11 protein-coding genes are annotated in these 12,382 nt (G+C 48.5%); 1 reads left to right on the top strand and 10 read right to left on the bottom strand.

Annotation, left to right across the window (positions count from 1 at the left end; translation table 11 throughout):
- The 5 genes from I2H74_RS21950 to I2H74_RS21930 form a co-directional block, all read right to left on the bottom strand.
- Positions 1–607 (bottom strand): prephenate dehydratase domain-containing protein (locus tag I2H74_RS21950; protein ID WP_229106932.1); only part of this gene is annotated, 607 nt, incomplete at its 3' end.
- A gap of 49 nt (positions 608–656) precedes the next feature.
- Entirely contained in the window at positions 657–1,619 is a 963-nt protein-coding gene (gene thrB, locus I2H74_RS21945; RefSeq protein ID WP_195576386.1) for a homoserine kinase, read from the bottom strand.
- Positions 1,616–2,686, bottom strand: coding sequence for a threonine synthase (gene thrC / locus I2H74_RS21940; RefSeq protein ID WP_195576385.1), 1,071 nt, complete (start codon positions 2,684–2,686; stop codon positions 1,616–1,618). Before thrC ends, thrB begins: the two co-directional genes overlap by 4 nt.
- Positions 2,687–2,883: 197 nt before the next feature.
- The gene (locus I2H74_RS21935; protein ID WP_195576384.1) at positions 2,884–4,170 is read right to left on the bottom strand and encodes a homoserine dehydrogenase; all 1,287 of its coding nucleotides are present in this window, start codon (positions 4,168–4,170) and stop codon (positions 2,884–2,886) included.
- A 33-nt stretch (positions 4,171–4,203) separates the two neighbouring features.
- Positions 4,204–4,641 carry an ACT domain-containing protein gene (locus I2H74_RS21930; protein WP_169026489.1) on the bottom strand — a complete coding sequence of 146 codons (438 nt, stop codon included), beginning with the start codon at positions 4,639–4,641 and terminating at the stop codon, positions 4,204–4,206.
- Between the two features lie 279 nt (positions 4,642–4,920).
- On the opposite strand from I2H74_RS21930, the gene I2H74_RS21925 reads away from it, so the two are divergent.
- A complete protein-coding gene (locus I2H74_RS21925) occupies positions 4,921–5,259 on the top strand; it encodes a GNAT family N-acetyltransferase (protein WP_195576383.1) in 339 nt (112 codons plus the stop codon).
- 251 nt (positions 5,260–5,510) lie between these two features.
- On the opposite strand, the gene I2H74_RS21920 is transcribed toward I2H74_RS21925, so the two are convergent.
- The 5 genes from I2H74_RS21920 to I2H74_RS21900 form a co-directional block, all read right to left on the bottom strand.
- On the bottom strand, positions 5,511–6,488 hold the full coding sequence (locus I2H74_RS21920) for an aldo/keto reductase (protein ID WP_195576382.1): 978 nt from the start codon (positions 6,486–6,488) through the stop codon (positions 5,511–5,513).
- Positions 6,489–6,497: 9 nt separating this feature from the next.
- Positions 6,498–7,673 (bottom strand): GntR family transcriptional regulator, encoded by a 1,176-nt coding sequence (locus I2H74_RS21915; protein ID WP_229106931.1) that lies wholly within the window; start codon positions 7,671–7,673, stop codon positions 6,498–6,500.
- A 244-nt stretch (positions 7,674–7,917) separates the two neighbouring features.
- The gene (locus I2H74_RS21910; protein ID WP_229106930.1) at positions 7,918–8,868 is read right to left on the bottom strand and encodes a carbohydrate ABC transporter permease; all 951 of its coding nucleotides are present in this window, start codon (positions 8,866–8,868) and stop codon (positions 7,918–7,920) included.
- Positions 8,869–8,881: 13 nt separating this feature from the next.
- A complete protein-coding gene (locus I2H74_RS21905) occupies positions 8,882–9,769 on the bottom strand; it encodes a carbohydrate ABC transporter permease (RefSeq protein ID WP_195576381.1) in 888 nt (295 codons plus the stop codon).
- Positions 9,766–12,381: a DUF5696 domain-containing protein gene (locus I2H74_RS21900; protein WP_195576380.1), complete on the bottom strand. Its 2,616-nt coding sequence runs from the start codon at positions 12,379–12,381 to the stop codon at positions 9,766–9,768. Before I2H74_RS21900 ends, I2H74_RS21905 begins: the two co-directional genes overlap by 4 nt.
- Position 12,382 lies beyond the last annotated feature (1 nt).

Genomic DNA, 12,382 nt, shown 5'->3' with positions numbered 1-12,382 from the left:
GCGTAACCAGTATCGTTGTCTTTGATGCTGAATCAATCGCAGCTGTTACCTTTTCTTTGCCGACGAGAATGAATCGGGTGAAGTTGTTATCATGATCGGTCACATGGGGCTCCAGAACATCAAGCTGGTGCGTCAAAGCACCTAAGCGAGTTCCGATCGCCACCCAACCTTGATTCGGATGCTCTTTCACCATCCGGATCGCTTCGGAGGTACTGCTCACATGCTCCTGCTCCGCATGCGGAAGATGCTTTCGCAGAAACTGCGTGCACTGGGCCATCGCCACAGGGTGTGACAACACCTTCGTTACGGAAGACCAGCTTCCTTGAATCTCGTCTTTACGGCCAACGACGTTCTGTATGGAAGGGAATACCCACTCTGCCTGAATAGGCAAATCAACCTCATGCACGAGCCAATCCATGTGCAAATTGACGGAGCCTTCAATGGTATTTTCGATAGGAATAACGCTGTAGTCTGTATCTCCGTTCGCTGTCGACATAAAGACGTCCGAAATCAACTTAAAATGTACTAGTTCATGCTTATCTCCAAGCAAGTGAACGGCTGCCTCATGAGAGACAGACCCTTCGGGCAATAATGCAATACGAGCCATACCAACCCACGCCTTCTATCATTGTCTTCACATTCAGCTCCATCTTGCTTCAAGAAGAAGATACAGGAATATGAGTATGGATATCAGAAGCTTGTCCTTCTAACCTTACCGCACCTTCATTGCACGGATCAAGTTGGAAGACATCGGCTTCAACCCCATGTCTGCTTAACGTTTCTTTCATAAATGCAATAAGTGCATGCACAGAGGCTTCCTCGCGCTTCGCTAATGCGATTACTGTAGGCCCTGCACCGCTAAGCGCTGCGCCCAGCGCCCCATGATGGACAGCCTCCTGCAGAACCTCCTCCATACCTGGCACAAGCGGTGCGCGATATGGCTGATGCACACGATCCTGCATGGCGATGGACAGCTGATCATACTGCCCTGTAGCGAGCGCGGCTGCTAGCAAGGAGGACCGGCTGACGTTGAATACAACGTCCTTCAGCTCGTATCGTTCAGGCAGCACACTGCGCGCCTTCTTCGTTTCCAAATGGAACCTCGGTACCGCAACGACCGTTGTCAAGGATGGATCAGGCATAAGGCTTAATCCATGTGCCTGCATGCCGTCCCAAGCTGCAACAAGAAGACCTCCATACAAGGAAGCCCCTACATTATCCGGATGCTTCTCCATATTGGTTGCCATATCAAAAAGCTGCTGCTTCGATAGCGGCTCGCCAAGCAGTTCATTGGCTGCAAAGAGAGCACCGATTATCGCCGTTGCACTGCTGCCCAAGCCGCGAGTAAGCGGAATTTCGCTGTACACGTCCACTTGAAGCGGCACAATCTCCTGTCCAGCCTCTCGAAAAAGCCGATAGGCGACTTTCACGATGAGATTGTCTTCATTATTCGGAAGCCCCCCCAAATGATCTCCATACATATGCACGACCGTCTTCTCTGCCGGCTTCATGCCGATCCATAGATGAAGAGAGAGGGCCAGACCGAGTGTATCGAATCCTGGCCCCAGATTAGCCGTGCTTGCGGGTACTCTTACAAGAACACCGTCTTCGCGGATCATCTCTCTTCACGCTCCAGCCGCTCGATAGCCTCCATAACCGCCTCTTCCGTATCAGGAACGACGAGCGGCTCAATGCCTGCGGTCTTGATCGCGATGTTCGGATCTTTTAAACCATTGCCGGTGAGCACGCATACGACAGACTCTCCGCCTTGGAAATAGCCTTCACCACACAGCTTAATGACGCCTGCAAGCGATGCAGCAGAAGCTGGCTCGGCAAATACGCCTTCCTTGGATGCGAGCTGCTGATACGCAGACAATATCTCCTCATCCGTTACAAAATTGATTTGTCCCTCAGACTGCTCAGCAGCCTCTACTGCTGTCTTCCAGCTTGCCGGGTTGCCGATGCGAATGGCAGTTGCAACTGTTTCTGGTTCTGCGATAGGCTCGCCTTTCACGATAGCCATGGCGCCTTCTGCTTCAAAGCCAAGCATGCGAGGACGCTTACTGGACTTGCCCGCTTCATAATATTCCTTGAAGCCTTTCCAATAGGCAGAAATGTTGCCAGCATTCCCAACAGGAATCGCAAGCATATCTGGAGCATCGCCTAATTGATCGCATACTTCAAACGCAGCGGTCTTTTGACCCTCAATACGGTAAGGATTGACCGAGTTCACGAGCGTGATTGGGTGCTTCGCTGTAATTTCACGAACAATTTCAAGAGCGCGGTCAAAGTTGCCTTCGATCGCGATAACCTTTGCACCATAAATCATGGCCTGCGCCAATTTGCCAAGTGCAATATTGTTGTTAGGGATCAACACGATGCAATTGAGACCCGCACGAGCCGCATATGCTGCTGCCGCTGCCGAGGTATTCCCCGTTGAAGCGCACATAATCGTGCGGCTGCCTTCTTCCACAGCCTTTGCTACTGCCATGACCATACCGCGATCCTTGAACGATCCCGTTGGATTCAGACCTTCGTATTTCAAATAAATATTAAGTCCAAGCTCCTTCGATAATACCTCAGCACGAATTAATGGCGTATTTCCTTCATGCAAGGTAAGCATCGGTGTCGCTTCATTGATTGGCAGCATTGAAGTGTAAGTATGCAATAGTCCCATATATCTCATCGGTTTCTCCCCCATAAACAAAAATATTGGCTGTATTATCATGGAACGGAAGATCGGATAGCCCCTATACGAAGAAGCCAGCGAAGCTTAAGTACAACAGTACCTTTAGCCTCCCTGTCCTCTTCGTTCCATTTTCCGTCCATATGAAACCATTAAACGTAAATGAATCATTCCATAATGACCCTTAGCTAACTTCCTTAGCCTTCTACTCGGTAAGCACTCTTAATCGATTTGATCACATCAAGCTGTCCAAACTCATCCAGCACCTTGTTCATGCTGGATTGGCTTGCTTCATGCGTGACAATCACAATCTCCGCATCTGGATTGTGCGGATTAGGCTGCTGAACAACAGATTCCAAGCTTACATTAAACATCGTAAAGACTTGTGTAATCTTCGCCAGTACACCTGCTTTATCGTGCACATCAAGCAAGATAAAGTTTTTGTAAGCGATCTGATCGTCTGTCTTCAGCTTCTTCTCTTTATAGGCATGGTGGGCATGCTGACCTGTAACGCCAAGTCTCATATTGCGAATTACGGCTACCAAGTCTGCGACCACGGAGGTTGCAGTAGGCATTTCCCCAGCACCTGGTCCATAGAACATCGTCTCGCCAACCGCTTCGCCATACACATAAACCGCATTAAAGACGCCATTCACGGAAGCAAGCGGATGGGAGGTCTTTACCATCGTTGGCTGTACCACGACGCTGATCTGATCATCCTGACGCTCTGCAATACCTAGCAGCTTCATTTCGTAGCCAAGGCGCTTCGCATAAAGAATGTCCTGCTTTGTAATGCTAGAGATGCCCCGCACCGATACATCGTCCAATGCCACATTCGCATGGAACCCAAGTGTAGCCAAGATCGCCATCTTTCTTGCCGCATCAAGGCCTTCCACATCAGAGGTAGGATCGGATTCCGCATAGCCAAGCGCTTGCGCTTCCTTCAGCACATCCTCATAAGCAGCACCTTCTTGACTCATTTTGGTCAAAATGTAATTCGTTGTGCCGTTTACAATTCCCATGATCTTTGTAATGCGATCAGAAGAGAAGCCCTCCATTAAGGTACGAATAATCGGAATGCCCCCTGCCACACTCGCTTCGTAGTACACGTCGCATTGGTTGGCTTTTGCCTTTTCCATAATCTCGACACCGTGCAGGGCCATGAGATCCTTATTGGCCGTTACAATATGTTTGCCTCGATCAAGCGCCTCAAGGATGTACTGCTTCGTTGGCTCGATGCCGCCCATGACCTCAACAATCACATCGATATCCGGGTCATAAATGACGTCCCATGGATTCTCTGTCATCACATCAGGATTCACATGGAGATGACGCTGCTTCGCCAGATCCTTCACAAGAATCTTGCTAATCTGAATTGGAGAGCCTACTTGACTGCTTAAATCTTCTTGATGACCTTCGACAATGCGGACAACACCGGTACCAACCGTACCCATTCCTAGCAAACCTACCTTAATTGGTCTCATCCCACGTTCCTCCCATTCCCATGCATCTAAATGTTATCCTTGCCCTATTACCATTACCCGCTTCACTCCTGGAATCTCTCGCAGCGCATCGAGCATCTGCCCGAAAGGCTCTGCAATAAGGGATGTCTCTACGGACAGCACCACATTCGCTATCCCCTGCAAAGGAATCGTCTGATGAATCGTCAGCACATTGCCTTCAAAATTCGCCACAGACCCTAGCACCTTGGAAAGAATACCCGAACGATGATCCAGATCCAATGAGATCGTGACGATACGCTCCCGCTCTAATTGATTCAAAGGAAAGATGCCATCTTTATATTTATAGAAAGCACTTCGGCTCAAATCTACGCGTTCTGCAGCCTCATGTACGGTCTTCACTTCTCCTGCAGCCAGCAGCTGCTTAGCTTTGACCGTCTTCACGACAGCCTCAGGCAAAATATCCTCTCTTACGAGGTAATAACGTTCAGACATTGTTTCGTCCTCCGTGTAAAGACTTTTGTTCTGTCATAGAGGACATTATATCGAAACGACCGAAGATTGGCAATAGGCATAGAATAAAGTTGAATACATTATACACGAAACTTTGCGTATGGAAGCGAATTTTTCCACCTAAACACAAGACTTCCAGCTGTCAGATTTAAAAATAGCTTTTCTCTGTTGCTATCTGATCATATTTGGCTTAATGATGGATCGTTTAACTATAATCATTCTCATTCTCCTTTTCAGATTCTCGGAGAAGCTGCTCTTGGCTTGAATGCAGGTATGCAGGCACAGCATACGCTAAACGTGGTATGTTTAAGAGATCTCTACCTCCTATGTGTAAATGAAAAGGGGGAAGCGGCAGGGCTGCATTGTTCTATCCTTAGAGGAATTCACGCGAAAATTCCGACCCTTGCAGTAAAGCGCGAGTGGCAAAGACGTGGTATGGGTAAAGCGATGCTATCTGAAATATTGCAGAGGCTTCAACAAACCGGCGCTGTCGATGTTCAGCTAAGCATAGAGAGCAAAAATGACGCTGCTATGCAGCTTTATAGGAAATATGGCTTCGAAGAGGAGTATCAAAGAATTCATTATGTATCCATCTTCTGACCCTAAGCTGTATACCTTTTCAACTAGGTGTAAGCTGACATCTTAGGTGTGAGTTGACACCGCACCTATGATCATCATAGCAGCGCCTTTGCTGCTGTGGCATAAAAAAAGGAGTCCCATTATCCACTATCAAGGGATAATGCGTCGCACTTTTTGCCCGAAAATACAAGAATGGATAGAGGCTTCAGATCTGAACTCTATCCATTCCTTTTTATGATTCAATGCATAACATTCATGTTTATGGTCAGCATTTACGGCAAATGGATCCCGCGCGCGGCCACGTACAAGGCATACCACTCTTCACGCGTCATCAACTTCGCCTGCTGCTCCGCATCTTGGCATGCAAGAATACGCTCAGCATTGCCCGAACCGATAATCGGCTGGATGCCTGCTGGATGGCGCATCAGCCAGCCAAGCACAATCGCTTCAGGCGTCGTTTCTTTCGCCTCTGCAAGCTGCTTCACTAAAGCAGCCGTGCGCTGAATATGCTCTGGCTCCTGCTCAACAGAGCGGCCTGTAAAGCGGCCTTGAGATAGAGGCCCCCATGCTTGGAGCTGAACGCGTTCCATTTGGCAATACTCCATAATGCCTTCGCCAAAGCTCACGCCCGTACCGGCATCCTGATTCACATGAACGCCTTGATCCAGCCAGTGCAGATGAGACAGGCTCATCTCCAGCTGATTGACAATTAGCTTCTCAGACAGCGCATGCTCAAGGAATCTCATTTGGGAGACGCTCATATTCGATACGCCAAAGGCTCTAACCTTCCCTTGCGCCTTAAGCTTGCCAAAGGCTTCAGCTACTTCAGACGGCTCCATCAACGGATCTGGACGATGCAGCAGCAAAATATCCAAATACTCTGTATTTAAGCGCTTAAGCGATGCATCAACAGAGCTTAGAATATGTTCTTTTGAAAAGTCATAGCGCCCTGGAACTTCCCCTTCTTGAAAGCGGATGCCGCATTTCGTTTGTACGATAAGCTGCTCACGAAGTTCCGGCTTCGCTTTGAAGATTCGGCCAAATACCTCTTCGGCTTTGCCACGGGTATAAATGTTGGCATGATCCAGCATGTTAATGCCGATAGATAAAGCCGCATCCAACCCCTTCTCCGCCTTTAGCATATCTGCATCTGTAATCGGATCGTTATTCCAGCCTCCTCCAAAGGACATGCATCCGAGGACGAGTCGACTTGTGTTGAATCCATGTTGTTGTAAAGGAATGACGTTCATGTTGGCCTCCTAAGAAATGATGGGTGTTCCTCCATTGTATATCATTTCTTTGCGAGATGCAGTAGATTCCCTACGCTTAAGCGTAACAGGCACCGTCTGCTGCTTCTCCTCCGTTCGATGAAGGTGTTCAGGGCTGTTCACCTGCAGAGTCATTCCTTCTGCCGCAAGTCTTCCAATCTCATAATAGTGCTGTGCAATTGTCGTTAATGGGGTATCGTGGTGTTCTGCCAGCTCAATGTCGTCAAACCCTATGATTGAAAGGTGTTCTGGTACGAGGATTCCTCCCTTCGCGCAAGCTCGCATCAAGTCCAGCGCAAGCTCATCGTGCTCAGCCATAATTGCCGTCGCGCCTCGGCTTAGGAGGTTGTGTATGAGGTGCTGATAATAAGCGACTTTGTTCTCTTCATTCACACTCTCATAAAAATTAAATACGCAAAGATGTGGGTCAAGGACAAGACCATAATCACGGAGCGCCTGACCGTAACCAAAGAATCGGTCGCGGACGGAGGTCCGCATATGCAGATCGATGCTGGATACATACGCAATTCGCTGATGGCCTAGCTTGATGAAATGCTCGGTGCCGATATAGCCTCCGCGCTGATTGTCCGACACCACGCTCCATACATTCATATTCGGATAATACTGATCAATCAGAACGAGCGGATAGCCTCGAAGCATTAACGAATAGACAATATCCATATTATCAATGGAGCTGTACGGATATAGAATGACGCCATCGAATCCTTCCTCTGGCAAACGAAGCAGCAGCTCTCGCTCCTTGTACGGATTCCAATCGGAGGAGTGAACGCTTAAGTAAAAGCCCTTTGCTTCTAATTGATCGGACACTCCCTTTAAGAAGCCGGCATATCCATTATCCATCGTATAAGGAAAGATCATCGATATGATTTTCTTCGTCGAGATGCGATCTACCCTGGCTAGGCTCTCCTGTCCGCTTGTTACATCCCGTTCTTTCACAAAGCTTCCACTGCCGCGCTTGCGATAAATATAGCCGCTTCGCTCCAGCTCTTCTAACGCGCGCTTCGTCGTAATTCGGCTTACCTGGAAGTGCTGAGCCAATTCCTTTTCAGTCGGAATTTGCTGATTGGGCACATAGTAGCCTTCTTCTATTCGCTCCTTTAAAAATCTGATGATTTGAGCATAGAGAGGCATTGGCCTTTGATTCAACACCATCACCCCTTTCTGTCTGCAAAAGTTCTTGCTTCTTAGAGACAATCGGTTCTTCTTGCAGCTTTACTCTGTCTTTTGTCTCTTCTATTACAGGACAACCCATACAGTTAAAAGTTGCAACCCATTCCCAAACAAATATCCGGCAGACGACCGCTGCCGGATATCCCTTGGTATTCTCATACCGAATCCTGTGCACCCGCCAATCATTCGTTATCTATGATCAGCTAGCCCACAACAACGGTTAGCCTACGATACCTGTACGTTCTACGCTCTCTACGAAATAACGCTGGACGAACAGGTACATGATGAGCAGCGGAGCCGTAATGAGCAGCACTCCTGTATTGAGCAGTATCGATTGCAGAACAGGGTCCGGTTCCTCTAAATTCACGCCCATGTTCATCAACTGGGTGGACAGCACCTTCACATCGTTGAGGAAGAGTCCCACATAATAGCTGTCGTTCCACTGCCATACGAAGGAGAACAGCGCAACGGTAATAACAGCCGGTATCGCATTCGGAACCATAATGCGGAAGAAAGTATGAACAATTCCTGCCCCATCCACAAAGGCTGCCTCCTCGAGTTCCTTCGGCACACCGCGGAAAAACTGTCGGAAGATATAAATGTACAGACCATTTTTCAACCCCATCCCGGTTGCCGAGGATAAAATAAAGGGCCAGAACGTGTCTATCAAGTTAAAGCTCGTTTGTCCCGTCAGCACAGGCACTAAGCCGAAGAGATCAAAGTAGCGGTACGTCATGTACAGCGGAATCATGATCGTCTGCGGCGGAACGATGATCGTAAAGATCACAAGGCCAAACAAGAGGCCGCTGCCTCTAAACTTTAGTCTGGCAAAGGCATAAGCCGCCATGGCGCATGAGATGATCTGAATGATGGTCGTGCTTCCGGAGATCAACAGTGTATTTCGAAGCGCCCCGAAGAAATCGGTCGTTTCGATCGCAATCCGAAAGTTATCCAGCGTAAAATGCCTTGGAATCCACAGTACGGCAGGATCATACACGTCCATCCTATCTCGGAAGGCAACAGACAGCCTTAGAAAGATGGGGAACAAGATAATATAGCAGAATCCTGTCACCAATAACGTTCGAAGCACCTTCCAGGTCCATTCCTTGCCCTTCTTCGCAGGGTTGAAGCGGATGACGATGGCATCCATGGTTTTTGATAATTGCTGCATGCATCCGGCCTCCTCAGTCGTAATAGAACACTTTCCGCGAGATTAGTCCCACCATGATGGCTAGCAGGAGGGATATGACAAGGAAATAGACCCAAGACATAGCTGAGCTTAAGCCGAAATCAAACACCTTAAAGGCGGTTTCGGAGATTGTCAGACTAATCTTGTTGCGGCTAAAGGTATCGATAATAGAATAAACCGTATTCGTAAGAATCAATGGCGTCATCATCGGGAAGGTGACCTTCCAGAATATCTCGTAGCCTGTTGCTCCTTCTATTTTAGATGCCTCGTAGAGCGATGGAGAGATCGATTGCAATCCAGCTAGGAATATGAGCATCTGTACGCCGGATGTGCTGATAATCTCGTAGATTCGATCTACCGCCCCTGTCAAATAATTGACGAACACTTCTGCAAGTCCCGCTTCCAGCATCATTTTCTTCAGCTCAAAGCTTTGCAGCATTCCTCCCTCAGCCCCCGACCCTGATCCAGGCGTCGAGCTTCCTACAAAAGAACTGATATCCATATTAGCAATGGCGCTAGAAGCCAAAATAACCGGCAAGAAGAATACTGCTCGAACAAAGCCTCTTCCCTTGAACTTCTGATTCAGCAGCACCGCAGCAAATAAGCTGAATATGATGAGGATCGGAACGTTGACCACCATATCGACGACCGCTTCCGTTAGTTCACGTATATAGGTTGGATTGGAGAGGAACAAGCTCACATAATTGCTAAATCCTTTATACTCCAATTCAAACCCGCCCTGAACCAAGTTGAGATCGCTTAAGCTGTAGCGAAAGGATTGAATCAGGGGAAGAATGAACAGCAGGATCAGGCCAAATAGAAGCGGCAGACAGAACAAAATGCCTACGCCTGCTTTACGCTGACTTATCGTTAGTTTTTTCATAAGGAAAGATCACCGCCTGTTCCAACCAGAAAGCTCATTGGCTCGATCTGATGGCCTTTTACCTGCACAACATCATTCGTATAGTTCACAATAACAGCGACATTATTCTCGTATTCTGTCCATGTCACTCCGTCTGACAGCTTGCCATGTCCCGTAATCAACTGGCCACGGGTCGCTTGATGAAGCTCGCTCAACTCTTTATATTGCTTAATCGCCTCATCCTTCCAAGTGGCATAGGACTGAGACATGTAGCTGTCGTACTCCGTGTTCTTCACCGCGGAAGGATCTGCATAGAACCACGAATAATATACGCTCATTCCTGTCTCTGCCGCCTTCAGCATCGAAGTGCGGACATCTACCATGCTCCCCTGATTGAACGGCTGTCCTGCTAAATCAACAAAGCCATGGAGAACGATCTGATAGAAAGGAACATCCTCATCGCTTAGATTCGCCCGGCTGCTCATCGTAGGCGCATTGACGACCAAATCCGCCGCAGGCAGTACATAGACGTTGCCTCCGTTAACCATAACGCGCTCACCTGACTGTTGAATGGACAGCGCCGTTTCCTTCGCCGTACGCAGGGCATCCTGACGAGTAATCATCTGCGAGGGGTTGAAGTCGGAATAAAGCGTATCTCCAAGGTCTCTCAATGACACTCCGTCTGTCCCAAGCTTCTTCAGACGAGTTACAAAAGCTGTCGTCACATCGCCAAGCTTGGCTGGACTTAGCAGTGTATAGGAGAATCCGCTCTTGTTCTCCATATTCATGACAGGATCGTATTCGTATTTGCGCGCTTTGGACTGCATCAAATAGTAGGATGCATGCTTGGAAGTCTCATATTGTTCCATAAGCGCCACATCCGCATATAGAGATATATTTTCTTTGTCCGCAAATATCGAAAGCGCCATCCAATCTTTTTTCCCTCCAAGCACACGGTCTACGCTGACGCTCTTAGGAGATTCATGACGGATGCCGTCGTTGAACCAGCCTACGTACCGCATCGCAAGATCATCTACGCCTGCATCCTTAAGCATAGCTGCAATCGTCTGCGCTTGATCAAACGTCGTCAGTGCTTCATTGGAGGTATAAGGAATGCCTAGAAAAGACTTTTGCTTGGGGAACGAGCCAAGCAGCTCAAGCACGAAAGGTGCCGATGTGCCTTCTACAGGCTTCCACCCAAATATCTTCGTCAAGTAGTCCCGATATACATCAGCCATCCCCACATAATTGGCTTCATCGCCCGACAGGAAGCTGTACCGGATACGAAGCTCCCCTTCGTAGCCCTTCTTCTCGAGCATTGGAACGGAACTGGACTTCGTTCCAGAGGTCAGGGTATATCGGTCCATAGCAAGAATCCGATAACGCGAAGAGATGCTGTTGAACGAATGGTTGCGACCGCTAATGTCCGCTAGAATTGTTGCCAGCCCGTCGCCGTCTTCAATCATGCCAATGAAAGCGCGGTCATCCTGCTTCATGCCAAAGATCGGCATGCGTGTCTTCTCATTGATCTGCCACTGCTCTTCCGCCTTGAACATGTCATCAGGGCCGTATACCGGCATCACATAAGGCTCTGCGTTCAGCTTCTCGCTGTTCAGATGGATAAGCGCACCTGATCCATCCGGCACAATCATATATCCCTTGGCATCTGTTCCGGCCGCTCCAAAGAACGGGAGAACATCGATCGATGCGAGCGGAAACGACGTCTTGTAGCTAACCTTATCGCTAGGCACAATCGCTACCAATTGATCCCCATCGAGCTTATATTGCAGCGCGACCTGGAATTCTGGCTTCTGCTTGACATCCGTCTGCTCCGCTGCAGCTTCTCCTTCATCCGCCAAGGCATCCTCTTCGGTATAGCCAATTGACTTCAGAAGCTCTGCCATTTCTTCAGCGATATAATCCTGAAGCTGACGCACACGATAAATGCCCGTCTCTTCATCAAGACGATATCGGGACAGCCAGCGCTTCTTAGCATCCTCATCAGGTAGCTTGGACAGAATCTTCGCTTCCATTTGCTCCTTATGAATGGTCTGAGGAATGATCCCTCTTGCATCTGACGCATCACCGAAGGTGTAGGTCACTTGAACTCCATTCTCGATCGACTCGATTTGGATTTGTTGTTTAGCCACACTTTCATCATAGCTGTTCATTCGATTAAGCTGACCATTCTCGCTGTAGTAGTTCACGATAAGCTGAGAAGCGAGCTCAGCCTGATAAAGCGGTGCTGCAAGGGTATCGTTAGATCGCTCCTGCGGATTCGAGAACCACGTGTAGCTGTTCTTCTTATCTACAACGGCAATCTCTGCTGTGCTGCGATTCAGATACAGCTTCAAATCATCATTCTCCGCTACCTGTTCCATGGTCAGCAGCGCTTGCCGCTCTTTATCGGAATTGAGGCGATTGGCATCCTTTCCTCGATTGCTGCCCGCATCCAGCTTGATCGTCTTCGCTTCAGCTGAAGACAGCGGCCGAGACTCAATATGCCCCTGTGCCTCTATTGATGCATTCACGTGGTCAAGCTTCCCGCTCCATATCCCTGCGATGAGAAGCGGGGCTCCTATGATTAGGAGCAAGTAGAGTATGATTTTGGTTCGTTGTTGTAATCGAATCACG

This window comes from Paenibacillus sp. 1001270B_150601_E10, from assembly GCF_015558675.1.
GTDB lineage: Bacteria > Bacillota > Bacilli > Paenibacillales > Paenibacillaceae > Paenibacillus_B.
The sequence above is the reverse complement of the archived record's forward strand: the minus strand, read 5'-3'. Positions and strand labels throughout refer to the sequence as shown.

Bases quoted from the DNA above. Each gene is read 5' to 3' on its own strand.
- thrB (WP_195576386.1), bottom strand. From the start codon at position 1,619: ATGATCCGCGAAGACGGTGTTCTTGTAAGAGTACCCGCAAGCACGGCT.
- thrC (WP_195576385.1), bottom strand. From the start codon at position 2,686: ATGAGATATATGGGACTATTGCATACTTACACTTCAATGCTGCCAATC.
- I2H74_RS21935 (WP_195576384.1), bottom strand. From the start codon at position 4,170: ATGAGACCAATTAAGGTAGGTTTGCTAGGAATGGGTACGGTTGGTACC.
- I2H74_RS21930 (WP_169026489.1), bottom strand. From the start codon at position 4,641: ATGTCTGAACGTTATTACCTCGTAAGAGAGGATATTTTGCCTGAGGCT.
- I2H74_RS21920 (WP_195576382.1), bottom strand. From the start codon at position 6,488: ATGAACGTCATTCCTTTACAACAACATGGATTCAACACAAGTCGACTC.
- I2H74_RS21910 (WP_229106930.1), bottom strand. From the start codon at position 8,868: ATGCAGCAATTATCAAAAACCATGGATGCCATCGTCATCCGCTTCAAC.
- I2H74_RS21905 (WP_195576381.1), bottom strand. From the start codon at position 9,769: ATGAAAAAACTAACGATAAGTCAGCGTAAAGCAGGCGTAGGCATTTTG.